This is a genomic window from Thalassotalea nanhaiensis (assembly GCF_031583575.1).
GTDB classification, from domain to species: Bacteria; Pseudomonadota; Gammaproteobacteria; order Enterobacterales; family Alteromonadaceae; genus Thalassotalea_A; species Thalassotalea_A nanhaiensis.
Genome location: NZ_CP134146.1, coordinates 3122808 through 3143710, shown reverse-complemented (window position 1 = coordinate 3143710; position 20903 = coordinate 3122808). Strand labels below are relative to the sequence as shown.

The 20903-nt window shown below is 37.1% G+C and carries 18 protein-coding genes; 8 read left to right on the top strand and 10 right to left on the bottom strand.

Annotated elements, in window-relative coordinates:
• Positions 1–411: 411 nt before the first annotated feature.
• A complete protein-coding gene (locus tag RI845_RS13545) occupies positions 412–1062 on the top strand; it encodes a hypothetical protein (protein WP_348386696.1) in 651 nt (216 codons plus the stop codon).
• A gap of 78 nt (positions 1063–1140) precedes the next feature.
• On the opposite strand, the gene RI845_RS13540 is transcribed toward RI845_RS13545, so the two are convergent.
• The 4 genes from RI845_RS13540 to RI845_RS13525 form a co-directional block, all read right to left on the bottom strand.
• Positions 1141–1494 carry a hypothetical protein gene (locus RI845_RS13540; RefSeq protein WP_348386695.1) on the bottom strand — a complete coding sequence of 118 codons (354 nt, stop codon included), beginning with the start codon at positions 1492–1494 and terminating at the stop codon, positions 1141–1143.
• Complete coding sequence (locus tag RI845_RS13535; protein WP_348386694.1) at positions 1494–2099, bottom strand: hypothetical protein; 606 nt, start codon at positions 2097–2099, stop codon at positions 1494–1496. Before RI845_RS13535 ends, RI845_RS13540 begins: the two co-directional genes overlap by 1 nt.
• Before the next feature lie 117 nt (positions 2100–2216).
• A complete protein-coding gene (locus RI845_RS13530) occupies positions 2217–3497 on the bottom strand; it encodes a phage major capsid protein (RefSeq protein ID WP_348386693.1) in 1281 nt (426 codons plus the stop codon).
• 335 nt (positions 3498–3832) lie between these two features.
• Positions 3833–4378, bottom strand: a complete 546-nt coding sequence (locus RI845_RS13525) for a hypothetical protein (RefSeq protein ID WP_348386692.1) — start codon at positions 4376–4378, stop codon at positions 3833–3835.
• Between the two features lie 422 nt (positions 4379–4800).
• On the opposite strand from RI845_RS13525, the gene RI845_RS13520 reads away from it, so the two are divergent.
• Positions 4801–5511, top strand: a complete 711-nt coding sequence (locus RI845_RS13520) for an HNH endonuclease (protein ID WP_348386691.1) — start codon at positions 4801–4803, stop codon at positions 5509–5511.
• Here the strand turns inward: RI845_RS13520 and RI845_RS13515 are convergent.
• The 5 genes from RI845_RS13515 to RI845_RS13495 all read right to left on the bottom strand — a co-directional run bounded on the left by RI845_RS13515 (position 5508) and on the right by RI845_RS13495 (position 7680).
• Positions 5508–5684, bottom strand: coding sequence for an NUMOD3 domain-containing DNA-binding protein (locus RI845_RS13515; protein ID WP_348386690.1), 177 nt, complete (start codon positions 5682–5684; stop codon positions 5508–5510). The two genes, RI845_RS13520 and RI845_RS13515, sit on opposite strands and share 4 nt — an antisense overlap.
• Positions 5685–5763: 79 nt before the next feature.
• Entirely contained in the window at positions 5764–6117 is a 354-nt protein-coding gene (locus RI845_RS13510; protein ID WP_348386689.1) for an NUMOD3 domain-containing DNA-binding protein, read from the bottom strand.
• Complete coding sequence (locus tag RI845_RS13505; RefSeq protein ID WP_348386688.1) at positions 6110–6511, bottom strand: hypothetical protein; 402 nt, start codon at positions 6509–6511, stop codon at positions 6110–6112. The genes RI845_RS13510 and RI845_RS13505 overlap by 8 nt, the downstream gene beginning before the upstream one ends.
• 604 nt (positions 6512–7115) lie before the next feature.
• On the bottom strand, positions 7116–7511 hold the full coding sequence (locus RI845_RS13500) for a hypothetical protein (RefSeq protein ID WP_348386687.1): 396 nt from the start codon (positions 7509–7511) through the stop codon (positions 7116–7118).
• Positions 7477–7680, bottom strand: a complete 204-nt coding sequence (locus RI845_RS13495) for a hypothetical protein (protein WP_348386686.1) — start codon at positions 7678–7680, stop codon at positions 7477–7479. The genes RI845_RS13500 and RI845_RS13495 overlap by 35 nt, the downstream gene beginning before the upstream one ends.
• Before the next feature lie 450 nt (positions 7681–8130).
• Here RI845_RS13495 and RI845_RS13490 point away from each other — a divergent pair, with 450 nt between their 5' ends.
• The 3 genes from RI845_RS13490 to RI845_RS13480 all read left to right on the top strand — a co-directional run bounded on the left by RI845_RS13490 (position 8131) and on the right by RI845_RS13480 (position 12234).
• The gene (locus RI845_RS13490) at positions 8131–9264 is read left to right on the top strand and encodes a hypothetical protein (RefSeq protein ID WP_348386685.1); all 1134 of its coding nucleotides are present in this window, start codon (positions 8131–8133) and stop codon (positions 9262–9264) included.
• Positions 9261–10328, top strand: coding sequence for a DNA (cytosine-5-)-methyltransferase (dcm, locus tag RI845_RS13485; RefSeq protein WP_348386684.1), 1068 nt, complete (start codon positions 9261–9263; stop codon positions 10326–10328). Before RI845_RS13490 ends, dcm begins: the two co-directional genes overlap by 4 nt.
• Before the next feature lie 490 nt (positions 10329–10818).
• Positions 10819–12234: an arylsulfatase gene (locus tag RI845_RS13480; RefSeq protein ID WP_348386683.1), complete on the top strand. Its 1416-nt coding sequence runs from the start codon at positions 10819–10821 to the stop codon at positions 12232–12234.
• A 166-nt stretch (positions 12235–12400) separates the two neighbouring features.
• Here RI845_RS13480 and RI845_RS13475 read toward each other — a convergent pair whose 3' ends face one another.
• Positions 12401–13267 (bottom strand): prohibitin family protein, encoded by an 867-nt coding sequence (locus RI845_RS13475; RefSeq protein ID WP_348386682.1) that lies wholly within the window; start codon positions 13265–13267, stop codon positions 12401–12403.
• Positions 13268–13467: 200 nt separating this feature from the next.
• Here RI845_RS13475 and RI845_RS13470 point away from each other — a divergent pair, with 200 nt between their 5' ends.
• The 3 genes from RI845_RS13470 to RI845_RS13460 all read left to right on the top strand — a co-directional run bounded on the left by RI845_RS13470 (position 13468) and on the right by RI845_RS13460 (position 20886).
• Complete coding sequence (locus RI845_RS13470) at positions 13468–16278, top strand: ATP-binding protein (RefSeq protein WP_348386681.1); 2811 nt, start codon at positions 13468–13470, stop codon at positions 16276–16278.
• Positions 16279–16520: 242 nt separating this feature from the next.
• A complete protein-coding gene (locus tag RI845_RS13465) occupies positions 16521–18839 on the top strand; it encodes a hypothetical protein (RefSeq protein WP_348386680.1) in 2319 nt (772 codons plus the stop codon).
• Between the two features lie 253 nt (positions 18840–19092).
• Positions 19093–20886 (top strand): thiamine pyrophosphate-dependent enzyme, encoded by a 1794-nt coding sequence (locus RI845_RS13460; protein ID WP_348386679.1) that lies wholly within the window; start codon positions 19093–19095, stop codon positions 20884–20886.
• Positions 20887–20903 lie beyond the last annotated feature (17 nt).

Genomic DNA, 20903 nt, shown 5'->3' with positions numbered 1-20903 from the left:
ATTATACGAGGTTAGCTTTCTTAGTCCATTAATTGTTTCTTTTTTGAACGCTATAAAGCCAGAATACGATAAAAGCCCCAAAAACAGCAAATTTAGCTAGTTAGAATCTCTTTTCTTCTTTAATCGGTAGTAGGGTGGTTGTCGCAAAATTAGTCCTTTAATTACCTACTAAACCATACGTTTTTAGCGTATTTTTAATTGTGTAAAATATTGATTGTAAAGGTTATTTTTTGTGTCTATGCTTTGAAAAGAACGTAAGTTAGTTCGGTGCTATTTTGAAATTAAAGCGTAGCCAAGTTCGCAAGTTAGAAGTAATAATTAATAACTTGATTTAGGCGATACAAGCTTTGGCTTTTTCTTTAATTTAGCCTCGAAAAATATTTTTTATATGTCTTTGAGGAGAAAATAGATATGAGTATTAGTAAGTTTGAATTTGAAGCCTTTGGTGAGCAATCATCGCTGGAAGTTTTTAATGAAGTCCCTGATTTTTCAAAAAATCAACTTGAATGGAGAGATGAGCTAATAAAAGTTGGTTTTATAGAGGCTCGAAAGTTGTTTCACATTAAAAATCAGCTGTCACCTATTCGTGTCACGCTAGCGGATAACCGATTTATAAATAGATGTGGTTCGAACCCTAGAATTACCTATTTTAAAAAAGCTGAAAATGATTCTATTTTTGAAGAAACGGTGAAAGCATTAAGTCTTGATAAAAGAACCTCTAACGGGAATACTTTTATTGATTATGATTTTTATAATGTTCGTACTGTTAATGAGTTAGGGGAATTTATTTTTAAGTTTGAAACTAAATATAGGGCAATAAAAGCTGCTAAAAGTCAGCTTGCAAGTGCTACTGTTAATGAAACGAAGAATATTAAAGTAACTCCTAATGTGGTTGAAGGTAACCAAGATCTTTTTAATAAAAATTTATTAAAAGACAGAGCTAAATTAACTATAAATAAAGGTTATAGTGATTTTTGCGAATTTACTGAAGGTGGTCGGTTTAACTTCAGTGAATTAATCCGTAAGCAAGAGTTAGCTAAGAAAATGTATCTAAACGATTAATGTTATTGTTGAAATAAAAAGCCAATATAGTTTAACACTATATTGGCTTTTTTGATTTACTCACTTTTGGTAAGTGATTCAGCTATATTTCCTATCTTCCACTTCCACTAGGCAAATACGATCTATACGCTTAAAGTTTTTATGCTTACGATTGCCCCATCCTACTAAAGTTGAAATAGCGTAAGAACGACCTTCCCACATGCAGTAGTGAATCGTTTGCGGTTCGTTACTCTCTAAGCACCAACCGTGACAGCGAAAATAGCAAAATTCACGTACTAAATATCGTAATGATGACGTAGTGACTAAATACTCATGAACGCCACCTTTAGCTAAATAACGCCTTTCAAATTGGCAGATTTTGCGTTGATACTTAAGTGGTGCAATAGGAAGGGTAACTTTAGTTGGCGGTAATAACTTTATATTTAATGGCATTATTCAGCCAATAAAGCTTCAAGCTTTGCGCGTTTACTTGGATCACCCATTAGAGTTTCAATCGTATTTTTGCCTGCTTTATATTCAGCCGTTTGCTTGGCATGATAATCGGCAGCTTCCGACTTGGTCATTTTTACATATCGACCAATCTTTTCGCCCGTTTGGGTATCTACGCGATCTACTACATAAACCTGAACACTTTCTTCTTTCATTTCCGATGGAATAAACGGCTTTTTAGCGTGGTGGCAGCCGTAAGCTTTATAATTGCCTTCATTAAATACGACATTATCGTGCTTGCTGCCCTTGTCGTAAGTATCAATATAACGCTTGGCTATATCGACAGAAGTACTTGAAGTTAATGTATCACCGATGAGCATGGACATCATTTGATATTCGCGTTTACCAGTAACGGTTCCGCTAACGCCCCTAAGTGATATTGAACCATAAGATAATTGCGTTCGTTCAGACTTTAAAAGGTCATTCCAGATCGCTAATTTATTTTCATTCGACGTAGCATTTAAACCGTAAACATTTTCGTTTTCTTTATCTGAGCCAAGAACGGTGATATTGCTTTGGCGAGTGCGTAATTTGTCACGTAAAGACATAGTTATTTTCCTATTTTATTTAATCCCGTATGGATACGGTGATGTTTTGTATTGGATATTAAAAAGGGGCTGAATTAGCCCCTTGAATTAGTGGTTTTTAGCTGATTTATAGCTAGGTTATGGTGCTTTAGTACCTGCAAAGAATATTCGAAGTGCGTTATTGTCTTTGATGAATGAGGACATACGTTGAACCTCTTCATAGGCAACAGCACCATCAATTTTATACGGGTTAATATCTAGCTCTGAGGCATGAGACTTAACAGCAAAAGCTTCGTTTACTTTACCGAAAAGAATTAATGGTTCGGCTACTGCCGCAACTTCGTCATAGGCTGGCATCATGTCATCAAGAACAACGTCAAAATCGTCAATTTTTCCGTTAACGACTAAAGAAGCGCCTTCAAGAGTTTTAAGTTTTCGAATATGGCTTAATACGCTTTTATGCATATACAACTTAGCGCCATCTCTATGCTCAGTCGGTAGGGTGTCGATAAAATCACGTATATTGTCAACGGCATTACCTGCAACGCTTGGGTCTGCGCCACCTAATGAACCATTAACTTTACTATCAAAAGCGCCAAGGGTTTCAATATCGCGGGAGCTATCCGCAACAAATGAATTAGTGGTATGGAAGCGATTACCGAATATTCCCATAAACTCTTTATTCGTTGTTTCATCACCAGCGACAAATTGAATGGCAAACTCATTATTAAAAGAACGTGACATTTGATTTAAAAGCCAACCTTCAACGTCTACGTGAACATCGTTAATGACTTCTTTAGAAATGTAATCTTTAAATTCATTTTTGCCCGTATAAACCGTAGGCTGAACCATCGTTCCTAAACCTGTTTGACCGCGAACAAATGCGACTGAACCGTCACTTTCTGTATAAGCTGCAACTTGTGCTGCGGTTAGGGCGACAGGATTAGCTTTAACAATTAGGCTATCAACAACTTCAATATTTACATCTGCGAATAGTCCACCAACCGCGCGAGCGCGTTCAATAACTTTTAATTGAAGCGACTTATCAATCGCTACAGCAGCATCCGAAGATAAAAGGGCTTTACCGCGTAAATGATTATCACGCTCTGCTTTAGTTGTGGTTTTTAATTGTTTTTTCACGTCATTTACCTTCTTACTTTTAGTCTTTAATTGGCTTTTAGATTTTGTTGGCTTAATAGTTTTCGCTTTAAGGCGAAGTGCTAAATGAGCAGATTTCATTTCTGCAATATCACTATCGCAGACTTCATTTAATGCCGAGCCAATTTGACGTAATTTCTGTTCGTCTGATATTGAAAGGCTTTTTAGGCGGTTAATGGTTGTGTGATCCATTTCATTGCCGATAATTGCTTTAATTTTTGCTAATGCAGCTTGGTATTGTGCATAGGTTTTAATTTTCATATTTTTTACCTTTATCGCTTACTTGCGAGTTTGGGGTTTACGTTTAAATAAGTTGCACGCATAGGCGCGACTTACACGAAGTGAACTAATAGCTATTAGATCGCATTACTGCCTGTCTGACAGTTAGAAACCCCCACCAAAACTTAAACCTCCGCAAAGTAGCTATGCATCCGAAAATATCAAATTGTTGAAAAATGCTTAGTTAATAATTTAAGTTTTAAGGGGATTTTTAGGGGGTAAGCAGTGAATACGCATGCTCAGGCTTTTCTATCGTAGGAAGGGGGAACCAATACCCACAAAACCTACTTAAACTTCAAATAGGCTTTAGGAGTACGTTAGTTTTTCTCTAGGGTAAATTCATCAATCAAAGTCACAATATCGCCTGCTTTTAGGTTCATGTGACCAATGCCGTTCTTATCCATAAAATCATCAAAAAGACTTTGCGCTGAATCTTTGTGGTAACCAAGGCTAACTAATTGCTTAATGATAGAGTGCTTCTTAACTCTCGCCTTATTCGCGGTTATATCGTAAGGCGAAGCGATTAATCGTTTGCGCTGAGACTCAGACAAATCATCTTCACTTTTATTAACGGTTTCACGCCTAAAGATAATGAGTGCTTCATGCTCTCTTTTCCCCCAATAAATAGAGTTTTCTTCTTCGGTAATTAAAGAGCTAACAATATCAGGGTGGTAAAGTATCGAGAGTTTTTGGAAGTTTTCAATTTCTTGCAGTGCAGTCGTTTGGTCTAGCCAAGGTAAATGATTTATATTTAGTTTAGCTAATTGCTTGGCTGTCATATTTTGGTCAAATACATTGTAAGTGAGATCAGGGTTTAATTTTATTTCGCCTTCTTCACAGCGAAGGTATAGAGCTTTTGTCATAGTTAATCCTTTAATAGGGTGAAATTTAGTGGGTAAAACGGTTAGATTTATTGCTTTGTGATACAAGCCTACTAACTCAGTGGTTTTTGCCGTTATATGGCGAAGAATTAGCGGTTTTTATGGCTTTTAATCGTAATGTGATTAGTGACGTTAGCTGGTTAAAATACGTGTAAAATTAAGTAAGCGCGGGTTAGGCCAGTTAATGCCTGGTTTTTTATGACAGCCCCCCTGTATATTGAAGGGCTTTATTACATTTTATAAAACTCAATAGACACCATAGCCATAAGGGGTAGCAGCAGACTACCTCAGAAAGACAATAACTTATGACCTTTATCATTTTGTTTGCTAACCTATCAACAAAGCCTCAAGTATTATCTTAGCGATAAACTGAATGACATAACGACAACCGTATTAGGTAGTAAATGGACGTAATTTATAAAGAAACTGAATTCTGGCAATTTATGCGTGAGCAAGGACCTAACTCCAATCAGTCGAAGAATAACTATATATCTTGGCTAAGGTATGTTTCTTCCCAAGGGCTGCTAATAGATTTTTCGTTAGATAAAAATATTGCAGAGGTTAAGCTTGAAGAATTGAAGGCTAACCGAGAAAAAAGAGATAAATACCAATTACTCAATGACATATCTAGTTTTAAGTCAGCAATTAATAAATATATTAAGTTTGCTAGTTCTTATACTGGGGTTAATGATTCAATAACTGATATTGAACAAATAATAGCTACGCCCCTAGATGTGACTAAAGTACGCGAAATTGAAACGCGATTAGGTCAAGGTAAATATAGGGATGCTTTAATCGAATTATGGGGCTCTTGTTCTGTTACTGCTCTTAAGAGAACAGAATTATTAAATGCTTCACATATTAAGCCTTGGAGCGTTTCTTCGAATACTGAAAAGGTCGACAAATATAATGGTTTATTATTAGCGCCTAATTTAGATCGGCTATTCGACCGAGGGTTAATTACTTTTAATAATAACGGTTTGATTAAAATATCGAAGTTATTATCTATTCAAGAAATTGAAGCGTTGCAGATAACCGATAAATTAAGTCTTAGATTTATTAAAGAAGAGCATAAGCCATATTTAGAATATCACCGGAATAATATTTTTATTTAAGCGATTAGTTTTTCTCTAGCATGGCGTTGTTTGGCAGACTCAGACATTTTAGCTTTAGTTTCGTCAGTCATTTTTCGCCCAGTTAAAGCTTTACGCATATTACGAACATGGGATTTACTTAGTTTACGCCCTTTAAGGGCTAGGCTTAATTTTTCACGGGTTGATTGATTCATTAGGTTGTTCCTTTTCAGCCTTACGTTTTAATAAGAAAAATTGTCGTCGGTAGTTGGATTGTTTCGACATATGTAGTCCTTACTTGTTTAAAAATTTTATGGTGATATTTCTCCTAGCAAACCATTCATTATTAAAGTAACCATTAGGGTTTAATTTTGAATGAGCGAGGATCGCTTTTATGCCATTAAAAGTAGCGGTTTTAACATTGTTGGTTAGCTGAAATGAATAACCGTTTACCGTAATTTTAGGATTAACGATAGGTCTACCCATCTTACCTTCGGCTTGAGCTTTAATTCGCCCTTTAGTTAAAGCCTTTTTATGGTTGTCGGTTAATTTAGCTCCAAAGCGAGGGTTATTTTTGCCTGTCATTGAAGCAGATATTTTGGCTTTAGTTTCGGGGCTATGTTTGCGGTTAATTACTTTATCAGGCATTTATTACCTCCTTATAAAAATGAAGCTCAGAATTAATGTAAGTGAAAATTAACTTATTTTGCTTACCATCGTTACCTGTGCGGTTAATGACTAAAAAGTAAGATTTAGGATAGTTATTAAATTTCCCCTGCACGGCTGGCGTTAAACCTAAAGTTCTAAAATGACGAAGTATGCCACTTAACAATTTCCTGCCGTTTTGATCAGTCTTGATCGGAAGCGATAAATTGCCTATAAGACTTTGACCATCTATATGGATTAATACTTCGGTATTTGAAAGCTCTTCAATTTTAAAGCTTTCGGGGTATTTAACGTCTTGAAAATTAGCATTTATTTCAGATCTGATTAAAGCATCAAAATATAGTGCTGATTTAAAAGACATTGATAAATCATTCATTTTATTAATGTTCCTTTAAAGTTAGTTCTTTCCTCTCTATTAGGGCGTGATAACTGAAAACTAAATTAGTAAGTATTTAACCGCTTTTAAAGCCTAAATTCGGACGGAAAACTATATCGTTGGTATTCGTACTGGATAATTAAGATCGTTTAATATCGAAGGAGATAATAGGATTTATAGGTGTTTTAAGGTATTAGCTAAGATCTTTCTCGGTAAGCCATCCATAATCCTGCCTCGCTGCGCTCGCATAAGCTGAACATTTACAAGCTAAGTTATTACCTAATATTCAGTATTAAAAAACCTCTAAATAATACGTGTAGCGACGAAGTCGCGGAACCGAGACCGAAGGTCGAGAGCTTAAGAATCTTATCGTTCGTTTAGCTCCTCACGGCTCTGCCGTTCGGGTCGCTTCGCTCCGTGGTTTATTTTTAGATTTAACTCTGAAAGATGTTAGTTAGAATTATTAATTAAGGGGGATAATCGGGGACTATATATTGGGAACCCCCCGCTTAGACGCTATCCCTCTATAAGTCGTGGGTTATAGAGCGAACACCCCGCTTAGGATTTATTGTTAAGCATCGAAACCCTCGCTATAAACCCCCGCTTAGGATTTGTGAATATCAATATATTTTTTACCATTAATATAGGCAAAGATATACCTGCTCCTTGTTAACTTATCAATGAATGTAACGCACCAACTATTTTTAATCGGTGGATCAGCGTTTCTTCTTGAGTTTTTAAATTGGTTGATGGCAATATCTTTTAATTCAATATTTCTAAACCATACATCACTTCTTAATCTGATGTATTGTCTTAATGGTTCAGACTTTAATTTAGAGCGAAGATCTGGTCGTCTCTTCGGGTTTTTGATTACAGCCGATGAATAGCCATTAAATTCTATATACGACCTTGAACCAACTTCTAGATATTGCATGTCAATTTGTGTGTAGTTTGTAAGGTTATATCTAACCCTTATATTTTGTAGTTTGTCTTTGCTCATTGTTTATTCCTTGGTGCACAGGGGCACTCTTATCTGGATTTCTGTCTAAATGCGATAGAATGAAAAATTCTAGAGCCTGTGTTGCTGTTACTTCAGGGAAACGAGCAGAAATTTTAGCGATCAGATTTCTACTGATACCTAGCTTTACTCGGTTATTACCTTTTGCCATGTTTTAGTCCTATTTTGGATGTGGAATTGGTTTAAAAGTGCTTTGGATTGGGATTTGTATCGATTTAGGTAAATAGAAACTTTTTAAGTCGAAATTAGCTTGTATTACTTCTAATTCGATTTATCTAAAACCCCTTCCTCTCTATTAGGGCGTGAGAACTGTAATATTGATACAAAACGCTGATGTTATTAACTTTTTACTTACTTAAATTTATTTTGAATAAAACCATGATAAGAATTGTTTTTTCTAGTGAGGGTTTACATTTTTTGGATAGTCATTAAAGTAATGGGTATGAAAAAATATTAGCTTCTATTTTGAGCTGACTATAGTAATTCACTTAGGTTTTTAATTGATAAAATAAACTTTGTTTAAGGTGGGACACCCCTCCTTTCGCACATTTTTCATTTTAAATAGCTGTTCGACAAATCAATTTTATACATCGAGAAATAAATGACATTCGAAATTAACAATATTGCTGGCAGAGAACCGCTGGTTGATTACCCGTGGAGAACTGAAGTAGATCGTCTACTCAGTTGGCTTGTAGATAAAGATTCCCATATACAAGCATTTTGTTTTGATTTGGTTATGTCGTCTGCTTATATAGATGCTACAGCAGGGATAGAAAAATCAATTGAACAATGTGACAATATAGAAGATAAGTATAATGCCCACTTAGGGTTTATAAATCTTTGCTCACCTTGTTATACCAACAACGAAACATGGTCTTATCAAAAAGCGGTAAAACCTCAATCAGGAGCATTAGGTAAACTTAGTAGTGAAGTAATATTAAGGTTCATTGAAAAACTTTATCCACAGCTAAATGAAGTTATTGCTGTCGGTGGAACAGAAGCTGCCGACGCTGTACTAAAGCATAAAAATGGAATGGTTATACTAGCAGAAGTAAAATCAGCTCCATTGCTAACTTACCCTTTTCTATTTAAAGCGCCTAATAGTTGTTTAAAAGGAGAGCATGAAAAATTAATTATAACAAATTCACAACTTAGAGCGTGCGATTCCGCTATTTTTCTTCACAGTATAGGTCCCGTTAATCTTGGAAAAGTCGGTGATGACTTATGGCCATTCAAGCCATTAGTAGACTTCCTTATTGAAGAAGTTAATATGCCGATAATTCAAAAATGCATCAACGAGTGGTTATCTGCCAGAGATGCTTATTCTAAAAAAGACCGACAAAACAAAATGTACTACCTTGCAAACGCTAGTGGAAGTCCTCCTAAAATTGCAAAAGATCGAGATGGATGGCCTAAAAAAGAATCTATTAGTGATAGCAAGACTAGCGCTGGAATGGATCGCACCGATGACATCAAAAAAGGGATATATCAGTCTTTGAAAATAGGCACTAATTTAAAAGATGAACCTAGCATAAAAACGGCTATAATATCCAACCTCCCAGCTTATCGTCACGGGCAGGAATATGTAGACCCATTTGTCGATATGCTTTGGGGGCTTGATGAAGATATAAGTGAGCTAAATGGTCAAAAAGGCATACTTTCTAATAGGCTCCGCAGGGCATTCGACTTTATAATCACACTTGAAGAACCTATTTTACGCGATATTAATCTATGAAAATACCAAACCATGAGACTAGAGAGTATACAGGTATAGTCCTTGAGAGAATGAAACACCTCCCTCCCGGAGGTAAAATGGGGGATTTACCAGAGCACCTTCAACATGAAAGCTTTATTCGTAAGGGGGATAAAAAAACAGGTGGTCCGAATATGCGTTTGTTGAGGTTGGAAAAAGGTAAACCTTCTCTAACTGTGACAGCATACATTTTTAACAAGTTTGTACACCCTAAAGAAGATAGATATATAACTCCAAGAGAGGCCGCTGTTTTACAGGACTTTCCACTTGATTATGAGTTCAAAGGAACTTTAGGCCAAGTCCAAAAACAAATAGGTAATGCGGTACCTGTGGGACTTGCAAAAGAATTAGCTAGAGAGGTGGCTAAATATTTCGAACGACTTAACAAGGGCGGTGAGTTGAAGGTTGCATCTTATTTTACTGGAGCAGGTGGGCTAGATTTAGGCTTTGAACAGGCGTCTGACAAACTAATTCAGTTTGAAACACGCTTTTCGACCGACATTGAAAAATGGGCTGAAGCTACCGTTAGTCACAATCGACCAGAATGGAATTTTCACAGAGAAGATATTACTCAACTTGAACCTTCTATAGTAAAAGAAGTGCTAGGCCAAAATCCTGACATTGTAATTGGAGGACCTCCTTGCCAGCCGTTTAGTGTAGCAGGAAAACAGAAGGCTACTAAAGATCCTCTTGGTGTCCTATATAGAGATTACATAAGACATGTTGATGCTTTGAAGCCAGAAATTGTCGTTATGGAGAACGTCTATGGCTTGGCGCAAGTTAAGAGCGCTAATATGATTGAGGAAATATATAAGTCGTTTCAAGATATAGGGTACGATGTGACACATAGGGAGTTGATGGCGGCAGACTATGGTGTCCCTCAAAAAAGGCGCAGACTATTTTTCGTTGCCGCAAAGAATTTACACTACTTTCAATATCCACAACCAACTCACTGTGAAACAGAGAACCTTTTGGGACACCCCCTATATAAAGGTGCTGGCGAGGCAATTTTAAAGTTACCAAAGGCCAATATTCGAGAGAAGTAACGCATAACAAGGTTTTCTATTGGAACTATAAAATTGAGGGTAGTATTACCTATTACCTGCTCCAATAATGGTTGATCAGATTTAAGATACCTACATTCTAATTTTTTAAAGCCCTTTAATTAGGGCTTTTTTATTCAATTTATCTATAGTATATTTCGATTACTAAACGCGTACGCTTAGGCGGAACAACTTTTGAAACGCGGTTCATCGAATAGATAAATTTGTCTGGCAATGCCATGTGAAAACCTTTTTGTTTTGATGATAAGTTATATTGCAGACATTTTAGATTATGCAGGGGATATTAAGCAAATTGCTTTTTGTTTTAATGTGAAAGAATGCCAACATTTAATAGCTTACTTAGAAATATTCTACCCTTATTGGGTATTCAGTTAAGGGAGGCTTGTCTATAAATTATTGACTATAACTATATTAAAAATGATCAACAGCGATTACTCGCCAAATGGGTCATGTGCCAACAAAGGAGTAGGCCATGTACAAGTACATCCTAGGTGTAAGTTATTTAGTATTTTCGTTAGTCCTATTAGAGTCAATTCCATTGGCGCATGCACAGGCAAAGAATGAAGATAAACCAAATATTGTTCTGGTGCTTATGGATAACTTTGGTTATGGCGAAATTGGTGTGTATGGTGGTGGAGTGTTGCGTGGTGCACCAACACCCAATATTGATAGTATTGCCGCCGAAGGTTTGCAACTCACTAATTTTAATGTAGAAGCTGAATGTACACCTTCTCGCTCATCATTAATGACTGGTCGTTATGGTATTCGCACCCGACAAAACCTAGAAGGTCCCCCGAGAGATATATGGTATGGATTAACGAAATGGGAAATCACCTTAGCTGAGATGTTGTCTGAATCTGGTTATGAGACTGGCATGTTCGGAAAATGGCATTTAGGTGACGCCGAGGGACGTTACCCAACCGACCAAGGGTTTGATGAGTGGTATGGCATTCCCAACTCTTCGGACCAAGCTTTTTGGCCAGACAGTGATAGTTTTCAAAAAGACGCAGGCGTTAAATTTACCCATATCATGACGGCACAAAAAAACAAAAAACCAACAAAACATGAAGTGTATGGTCGTGCCAAACGTGCCACTATTGACCGAGAAATAACCGATCACGCCATCGATTTTATTAAGCGCAAAGCTAAAAATAAACAGCCATTTTTCGCCTATCTGCCTTATACGCAAACTCATGAACCTGTAGACGCTCACCCCGACTTTAAAGGCAAAACAGGTAATGGCAGTTTTGCTGACGTTTTGGCACAAACAGACTCTTATGTTGGTGAGCTTCTTGCTACCGTTGATAAGCTAGGGCTTAAAGAAAACACTATCTTTATCTTTACCTCAGACAATGGTCGTGAAGGGATAAAGCGATCATTTGGATTCACAGGGCCCTGGCGTGGCACTATGTTTTCTCCTTATGAAGGCTCCTTACGAGTGCCTTTTTTGATCCGTTATCCAGAAAAAATACCGGCGAAACAAGTATCAAATGACATCGTTCACCTGGTAGATATGTTTCCAACATTGGCAAACTTTGGAGGTGGTAAGATTCCACAAGATAGGATACTCGATGGTGTTGATCAATCTAATTTCTTTATGGCTAAGTCGCCTAAATCTGCTCGAGAATCTATTGTTATTTATATTGGTAATGAACTGTTTGGCGTGAAGTGGCGAAACTGGAAGATGCTCCTTAAGGAGATTGATGAAAGTAGCTATGCGATTAAAAACATGGCTTATCCATCAATCTACAATTTGTTGGTAGATCCAAAGGAAGAAGAACCTGAAAAGTTCTATCTTGATGACACTTGGGTAGACACACCCTTATGGCAAGTTATTGAAGAGCACTTAGCATCGATAAAAAATGATCCCGGCACACCGAACCCTTAGTTTGAAGGTAACTAACCAGCTTGTTTTCGGTTAAATAATGCGAATATTTAGACGCTCAGAATCAGTAGAGTATTGGTTATTTAAAAGAATGAATTTTATATCGTGGGGAAGTTGGGTAGGAAAAAGCGCTAATATCTTAATGTTCGTAGAATATTAGCGCTAAATATTATTTGTTACGCAGATCTAAAATAGGCAGGTTATCGCCACCAAGCATTGTTGCTGGTAGCTTGCCGTCCCAGTTTTGCGCTTCGGTTAATTTAACAATTAATGGGTTATTACCAAGCGCTTTAGCTTTTGCTGTTATGGCTTCAGCTTCAGCTAAACCTTTTAGTTTAATCGCCTTTGCTTCAGCAATAGCAACAAGTTCAATACCGTCAGCTTGAGCTTTCGCTGTATTTACTGCACGCTGAGCTTCCAGGTTTTGACGGGCTAATTTGTGTTCTTCAGCTGCCGCTAAGTTTTTCTCAGTTTGCTTAGTTTCAATTGACGTTAAGTACTTTGCAGGAAGTTGAATATTTTCAATTTGAATATTATCAACACTTACAGGAAAGTCTTTCATCTCTTCAATAAAGTTTGCTTCTATTGCCTGTATAGCACTGGCTCTATCTTGTATTAGTTGTTCGGCGTCGTACTTAGGAATTACATCTTTTGTTGCTGATCTAAATCTAGGATCAAGAATTCTTGACTCAAATTGCGTTAAACCACCATATTGACGAAATAAATCTAGTGCAGCTGACTTATCTACGGTCCAGTTTACTGAAACGATTACGGTTACTGGCATCTGCTCTTTAGTACTTGACGCCATTTTCTCTTCATTTTTACGTGTTCTGACTTCGATTTCTTCAACGGTATCGATGAATGGCACTTTAAAGTGTAAACCAGGATTTACTTGCTCTTTTGCTTCACTAAAACGCTTTACTATGCCAATGTGGCCTTCATTAACTGTGTATATCGAGCCAAAAAGGCCTATGGCTACCACAAGCGCGCCTGCGAGACTCTTTACCGGGACATTAATTTTTTTAATTTCGTTCATGTTTTACCTTTTTTAGTTATTAACTTTCCAATGTTAATTTCCGCGTTAGCTTAACATGATGACCAAAGTAATTTACATGCCCGTAACTATTTATTTTCATCTGTAGTTTTTTTAAACTTGATTAAATGTTATAACAGTCCATTACCGCATTATAGTGCTGAAAATAATAACGAATAATCAATTATAATTTTGGGTCGTGTATGAATCGAATGTCGATTTTAGTCGCTGTTTTTATGTTAATTTCTTCCGTTGTCACTGCATCTGCACGGGCAGAAATTGACAACTTTGAAGTGTTCATTGAAAGTGTAAAAAGCATCGAAGATAAAGCTGCGGCAAACCTAAGATTAGAGAACGCTCTTCAACAATTATCACCAACACCAGAGCAGTCGATAAGCCTGTTAACAGAAATCGCGTTAAATCATTTTTCATTGGGTGATTTAAATAGTGCTATTTCTACCATTAGCCTTGCAAAAAATACTTCTATAGAAAATAAACTTCCGTACGCGAATGCTGATGCAGAAAAACTTATCGGTGTATTTAATTATTACAAAGGTGACTTCCCCAAAGCCCTTGCAGCCTATAAAGAGTCATTAGATTTCTATTTAACCACTGATGAGTTGATCAAGCAGGCACATTTATACAATAACATTGGATTAGTACAAAATAACACCGGTGATACCCGCGGTGCATTAAACTCGTATCGATTGGCACAAGCGATATATCAAGAACATGGCAGTAGGTTAGACAAAATCGATATTCGTTTTAATATTTCAGGTTTATATATAACGTTGAAGCGCTTTGATAAAGCGATAGAAATATTACCGCAAATTATAAATGATCGGACCGAAATTGATGACAAAGCAGGGTTAGCATTGGCCTATAGTGATTTAGGGGTCGCGTATAAAAGTGCCGAGCAATTTGAATTGGCAGAGCAAAACACTTTAAAAGCTCTTGCGTATTATGAAAACAATAATGAAGGCTATCATATTGCTTCACAGCATAATAATCTCTCAGATCTTTACAATCAAATGGGCAGAGTAGATGAAGCTATTAAGCTTGCGACTTCTTGCGTGAAATTAAGCGAACAATTCAATCATCAAACGGCTTTAGGTAATTGTTATTATGAATTAGCAAGGGGACATTTTTATAAAGGTGATTACCAAAAGTCATTAACGTTTAATGATTTATCCAATTATATTGCGGTTTCTTCTCAGCATAAGGCTTTGATGAATGGTAATTTAGCACTTTACGCCTTACTTCATGCGGCTAAAAACAACCCACAAGAAGCGGTAAACATTTATCAACAATACCAGCGTGAAAAAGATAAAGACGCTAATGAAGCACTTAATGAAGAGTTGGCGGTATTCGAGTCCAAGCAATTAGCTCAACAAGTTAAACAGTTACAACAAGCCAAACAATTGCAACTTTTACAAAATTCGCAAGACAAATTAACTCGTAACTTTATCATTGTTGCTTTTGTTTTAATGTTAGGTGCAGTGTTCTTCTTTTATCGTCGTAAAAAAGAACTTAGCACTAAAAAGCTATTAGCCAGTCAAGTTAAAGAACGCACCTATGAACTTGAACAAACTTCTAAAAAGCTTGAACAAGCGAATAAAATTAAAAGTCAGTTTTTGGCTAATATGAGCCATGAAATTCGTACCCCTTTAAGTGCAGTGATCGGACAATCTGAAGCGATTATTAACGGAGAAGTTGAAGCGATTGATTTAAGTCAGGAAATAAAGGTTATTCACTCCAATAGCCAGCACCTATTACAAATTGTAAATGACATTTTAGATATCAGTAAAATTGAAGCTGAGAAATTAGAACTAGATATAAGTGCACATGATATTAGTGATCTTTGTAATGGTTTATCTAATATGTTTACTGAACAAGCTTCAAGGAAACATCTAGAGTTTACCGTAACCAATAACATACCAGTGCCATGTGCTGTAAACGTAGATTATTTACGATTAAATCAAATCCTTATAAATCTTTGTTCTAATGCCATAAAATTTACTCAACAAGGTAAAGTTCTAGTTGATGTTAGTTTGGCAAATAATAGTCTGGTCTTTACAGTGTCTGATACAGGTATAGGCATGAATAATAAACAGATAAGCACTGTATTTGATAGTTTTGTGCAAGCCGATAGCAGTATTAATCGTCGCTTTGGTGGTACTGGGTTGGGGTTATTTTTGTCAGGGCAATTAGCATCAATGATGAAAGGTGAAATTAGCGTACAGAGTGTATACAAAAAAGGCAGTACCTTTACCTTTACTTTGCCATATTCGCCAGCTGATTTGGCTACAGTTAGACAAGTAAAACAACCTATTTCAACAAGTAAAAATATTAAACTTAAAGGTAAAATTCTATTAGCGGAAGATCATGCTGATAATCGAAGATTAATAACACGTTTGTTATCACATCTTGGCCTAGAGGTTATTACTGCAGAAAATGGTCTTCAAGCTATCGAGCAAAATTTTATCCATCAGCCAGAACTCATACTATTAGATATTCAAATGCCAGAAATGGATGGCTTAGAAGCGCTGATTAAACTGCGCCAGCATGGTTGTGAAGTACCTATTATTGCTTTAACGGCTAATGCTATGGCCCACGAAGTTAGTGAGTATTTGCAACAAGGCTTTGATGGCCACCTTAAAAAGCCGATAGAACGAGATGTGTTTATCAATACCGTCAGTCATTATTATAATAGCGATATAAATACTGATGAAGTTGAAAATACGTTTAAAGATGTTGATATTTCTGACTTGGTGTCAGCGTTTAAAACAGATTTAGACAAAGATAGAATATCACTCATTAAATATCATCAAGATAATGATGTTAAGCAGTTTTTACATCTAGTTCATAGGCTTGCCGGTGCCGCTGCTATGTTTGGTTTTCAAAAAATATCTGATGTTGCGGTTGAACTGGAGTCTGAGATAGTCGCAAACAATACTGAACAAATAGAACGGCTATTAAAAAGCATTGTTTTCGAAATTGAACAAGTTAATTAATTTATACACACTGAGAGTATAAATATGGCAATTGTTATTGTTAACAACTGCCATTAGCACTTCTGTTTAATCAGTCACCCTCCTTACTTAATTACTTCATAATATTGCATATTATGTCATCAGATTGCGTTTTTAATTGATTTTAGAAAGTTAACCTTTAATTCAACTAAGCTAAAAGACTACAAAAAAAATATCTGTAGCAAAGGGCTGTAGCTTACAGAATGATATTAAGGAATAATTTAATGAACTACACCATCAAAGTGTTAACTTCTTTATTTGTGATCTTGTTTCTGTTGGTTGGTTGTGAAGGTGATGAACCAAGTCCGGAAAATATAGCCGCCCATCTTAATGGCACAGATAACTCAACCGATACTTCAACCGATACCTCCTCTGATGATACTGTCACAACAACTGTTGAAGAGGTAATTAGTTTCAACGTTACAATGGCTGATAGTTTGGGTGTTGAAACCTTAAATGTTGTTACAGGCAGCCCTGTTGTTGTAAGTGCAACCATGCTTATTGATGAACAGCCGCAAGCTGGCGTATTAATAGCGTTTTCCATGCAATATAACCTTGGTGTACTAGACCCTGCTATTGGGACTGTGTTAACTGATGAAAATGGCGTTGCGTCTATTATTCTCAGTGCAGGGAATCAAGCAGGGGCTGATACGATAATTGCTTCTGGTGGCGGCTTGTCGGCGAGTATGAACTTTTCAGTTAGCGCTGAAACTACTAACGTCTCTATGTCTGAGGCAGTTGCTTCACCAGCATCGATAAGTGCAACAGGAACATCAACTGTTAGTGTAACTATCAACGATGACGATAATGCGACATCCTATAATGAACCGGTAGTGGTGAATTTTTCTTCTGTATGTGTAGCAGCAGGTTTAGCAACAATTGAATCCGTTGTTGTCAGTGTGAACGGGACCGCGCAATCTACTTATAAAGATATTGCCTGTGGACAAGCCGATACTATAGAAGTAAACGCCAAGGTCGGTAGTCAACTGCTTAGCTCCAGTGTAGTCATTGATGTGCAAGACGCTACTGCTGGCAGTATCAATTTTATCGGAGCATCAAATGAATTTATCGCTTTACAGGGAACCGGAGGTAGTGGCGGTGGAGTTACTCGCAGTGAAACCTCTGTATTAACTTTTCAAGTGCTTGATGTAACGGGGAATCCGGCTGCTTATGAAGAAGTGATGTTTGAATTGTCATCGCAAGTAGGTAATATTTCTTTAAATTATACAAGTGCACAAACCAACGCCGATGGCTTTGTTGACGTTATTGTCCAATCTGGGCATGTTGCGTCAACAATAAGAGTTATTGCTACCTTAGTGTCTAATCCAGATTTGTCTACCGTTTCAGATCTGCTGGTCATCTCATCAGGTGTTGCAGATTCTAATAGCTTTAGTCTGGCTGTTTCTAATTTAAATCCGGAAACATGGTTAATTGATGGTGTGCAAGTGCAGGTCACTGCACATGTAGCTGATCATTTTAATAACCCGGTTCCAGATGGTACAGCTATTGCATTTACTACTGAGTTTGGTCAAATTGAGCCAGCGTGTAAAACCACTAATGGCCGTTGTGTCGTTACTTGGACAAGCTCTAATCCTAGAACACCAATTCCTGATTTCAGAGAGCCTAATACTTTTAGCCGCTGGCTGGGAGATGGTATGGATTGTTTAGATCAAAATGGTGTAAATACAAACTTAAATTCAACGAACGACATTGTGCCATGCCCATACGATAACGGTCAGCTAGCAACAGTAGATATGCCATCAATGTGGGGCGGACTTGGCTCTGTTTATGGCAATAGAATAACTATTTTTGCTCATTTAATTGGTGAAGAAAGCTTCTCTGATAGTAATGGCAATGGTCTGTATGACGAAAATGAAGCGTTTCAGGATTTACCTGCCGAAGGTTTTAGAGATGATAATGAAGATGGTTTCTATGGCGGTCGATACAGTGATGGGACATTAGAAGTTGGTGCGCAAGAGCAAATCGATGCTTGCCACGCAGATACTGGCTTTGTTTGTCATCAAAATGGTGGCGATAATGAAGAGTATGTAGATTTTAATTCTAATGGTCGTTATGACTGGCAGGGTAACCAAATGGTTAATACTGTTTTATGTCCAGTTGAAGGGCAAGGTTGTACCAAACAGTTAATTCCTATTTGGCAAAACATTACTATATTGCAATCAGGTTCGTACGCCGTAATTGGTTTAATCGAAAGTGGTTTAAATAATAAAGACATCAATAGTTATTTTCAAACGGTAGATATTGCCAATGGTCCTGCCACTGTGATTGCTAATTTTACTGATCTGCATAACGGTCGAATGCCAGCAGGCACTACGGTCAACTTCTCTGCAAGTAATGGCGTAATCGTTGGTCCTAGCAGTTGTACCGTATTGAACTCTTCGAGCCTTGGCTTTGAATCGTGTAGCGTTGTGATTAAAAAATCAGACGATGCCGAGGAAGTAGCTGATACCGGACCATTGACGGTTACAATTACAGCGCCGTCTGGTACACAAACCAAGGCTTCAATTTTAATTAGTGACTAATTACTTCATGTAGTTATCAGCCCCCTCATTTAGCAATTAGGGGGCTTTTTTATATCCAGAAATGAATTGAGCAGGATATGGATGTAAAATATTCTTTCCAAATAATTAAGTGAATACAGCACAGTCTAAACTCTATCACCTGAATTATTGATACAGCGCAACCTTACAAAAATATTATCGACGAAAATACCTCCACACTTAACATTTTTCGATCAAAATAATAACAAAAAAAGATCGGTCTTTAGGGGGATTAATGACAGATATAAACGTACATTACCAAAATAATTTTGGTGGGGATTACAGTAAAACGTTACCACAATTGGGGGATGCACTTGTTAATGTGTTGCAGTTTTTCGGCTGTGATCAATTGTATGGTGTAGGAGGGGATTTTGCCGCAAACCTTATTTCCGCTTTAAGCTCTAACATAACCCTTTCGCCTTCAAGCAACGAGATGCATGCCGGCTTCAACGCTTGCGGGCATGCTGAAATTAAGGGTATTGGTGTGGCGCTTACCACTTACACAGTTGGAAGCTTGCCTTGTACCAGTGCTGCAGCTTTGGCGATCACAGAAAAATTACCAGTAATATTTATATCCGGTGCGCCGGGCGAAAATGAAATCTCAAATCACACCATCCACCACACTGTTGCATCATCTTCCACCTGGCGAGCAAACTACGATTGTGCATTAGAATCGTTTCGTTCGTTAGGGATGAAAGCTGAACGGTTACAGGGAGCGCGTTCCTTGGGGCAACCCAATATGGCCGCAGAACGTTTTTTCCAACTTGTTAGCCACGCTTATTTAAATAAAGAACCTGTGTTCATTGAGATCCCAAGAGATTTAATATTCCAAAAAACACAAGCAATCGCATTACCAAAAAATATAAATCAGCTTAACAAAAACAATTTTGTGCTACAGGGCGAAGCCTTGATTGCCAGCCACATAGTAAAAAAATTACATGCAGCTAAAAAACCTTTAGTGTTTATAGGTGAAAATGTAAAGCTTAATAAGCAGCTGCGCGGCCAATTAATGGAATTTTGCCATACCTATAATATTCCTTACGCGACAACTTGGTTAGCCAAAGGGTTATTCGACGAGTATGATCCGTTATCGCTTGGCACATATAACGGAGTATTCAGCTTACCTGAAAATCGAGATTATATTGAGCAACAGGCAGATTACATTATTGAAGTCGACACCAGTATTCATGCGCAAGATACTAACTCAGCCTTTAATACCGGGACACACCAAATTGACTCTTTTGAAAATAAAACCACAATCAAAGGGACGGTACAAAACCAGCAAGAAATAATAAATATTTTTGCAAACTTATTAACATCAGGTATTAATAAATTTGATATAACACTGCCTGCTAAAGAAGCAAAAGAGTTTGACGATTCAGCAAAAATTGATTTTCATAACCTTTCTGCAGTACTTAACAACATTCAAAAAAACACTCGCAAACCATTTGTTTACATTCCAGAAATTGGCAATTCATACTTTGCTTCTTATGGCTTAACCACTAAGAAAGCAACTATTGGTAGAAGTTGGATTACAAACCCCTGGTATGCTGCTATGGGAACTAGCTTGCCTTACGCTCGAGCTATTTGTAATGAAATACAGAAACAAGAAACAGATGACATCGCGGTATTGATCACCGGAGATGGCGGCTTTCATTTTCAGCTGAACGAATTAATACATCTGCAAAAAGATCAATCAAGCCTAATTATAATTTACATGAGAAACGATATTTATCATTTAGGTAAAAGTGGAGAAGGGGACATATATCATTGTTCAACACCAGACTTTGATGTTATTAAACTCGTAAGTGCCTATGGCGGTAAAGGGTTTCACTGTGAAACTATTGCTGAGTTTACTCAAGTCTTCGAACAATCGGTTAGAGAAAATAAAGGTATAACATTAATTGAAGTACCTGCCGACACGGCTCCACAGTATCAATGCCACGAAATAAAAATGCTGAATTTATATATTCAAGCAAAAAACGGAAATCCAGAGGCAATGAAACAATGGCAGAATATTAAAAGTTAATCTTGTGTAAGGTCTTA

Excerpts from the sequence above, each read along its gene's own strand:
- RI845_RS13545 (WP_348386696.1), top strand. The coding sequence starts at position 412 with ATGAGTATTAGTAAGTTTGAATTTGAAGCCTTTGGTGAGCAATCATCG.
- RI845_RS13540 (WP_348386695.1), bottom strand. The coding sequence starts at position 1,494 with ATGCCATTAAATATAAAGTTATTACCGCCAACTAAAGTTACCCTTCCT.
- RI845_RS13535 (WP_348386694.1), bottom strand. The coding sequence starts at position 2,099 with ATGTCTTTACGTGACAAATTACGCACTCGCCAAAGCAATATCACCGTT.
- RI845_RS13530 (WP_348386693.1), bottom strand. The coding sequence starts at position 3,497 with ATGAAAATTAAAACCTATGCACAATACCAAGCTGCATTAGCAAAAATT.
- RI845_RS13525 (WP_348386692.1), bottom strand. The coding sequence starts at position 4,378 with ATGACAAAAGCTCTATACCTTCGCTGTGAAGAAGGCGAAATAAAATTA.
- RI845_RS13520 (WP_348386691.1), top strand. The coding sequence starts at position 4,801 with ATGGACGTAATTTATAAAGAAACTGAATTCTGGCAATTTATGCGTGAG.
- RI845_RS13515 (WP_348386690.1), bottom strand. The coding sequence starts at position 5,684 with ATGAATCAATCAACCCGTGAAAAATTAAGCCTAGCCCTTAAAGGGCGT.
- RI845_RS13510 (WP_348386689.1), bottom strand. The coding sequence starts at position 6,117 with ATGCCTGATAAAGTAATTAACCGCAAACATAGCCCCGAAACTAAAGCC.
- RI845_RS13505 (WP_348386688.1), bottom strand. The coding sequence starts at position 6,511 with ATGAATGATTTATCAATGTCTTTTAAATCAGCACTATATTTTGATGCT.
- RI845_RS13500 (WP_348386687.1), bottom strand. The coding sequence starts at position 7,511 with ATGAGCAAAGACAAACTACAAAATATAAGGGTTAGATATAACCTTACA.
- RI845_RS13495 (WP_348386686.1), bottom strand. The coding sequence starts at position 7,680 with ATGGCAAAAGGTAATAACCGAGTAAAGCTAGGTATCAGTAGAAATCTG.
- RI845_RS13490 (WP_348386685.1), top strand. The coding sequence starts at position 8,131 with ATGACATTCGAAATTAACAATATTGCTGGCAGAGAACCGCTGGTTGAT.
- dcm (WP_348386684.1), top strand. The coding sequence starts at position 9,261 with ATGAAAATACCAAACCATGAGACTAGAGAGTATACAGGTATAGTCCTT.
- RI845_RS13480 (WP_348386683.1), top strand. The coding sequence starts at position 10,819 with ATGTACAAGTACATCCTAGGTGTAAGTTATTTAGTATTTTCGTTAGTC.
- RI845_RS13475 (WP_348386682.1), bottom strand. The coding sequence starts at position 13,267 with ATGAACGAAATTAAAAAAATTAATGTCCCGGTAAAGAGTCTCGCAGGC.
- RI845_RS13470 (WP_348386681.1), top strand. The coding sequence starts at position 13,468 with ATGAATCGAATGTCGATTTTAGTCGCTGTTTTTATGTTAATTTCTTCC.
- RI845_RS13465 (WP_348386680.1), top strand. The coding sequence starts at position 16,521 with ATGAACTACACCATCAAAGTGTTAACTTCTTTATTTGTGATCTTGTTT.
- RI845_RS13460 (WP_348386679.1), top strand. The coding sequence starts at position 19,093 with ATGACAGATATAAACGTACATTACCAAAATAATTTTGGTGGGGATTAC.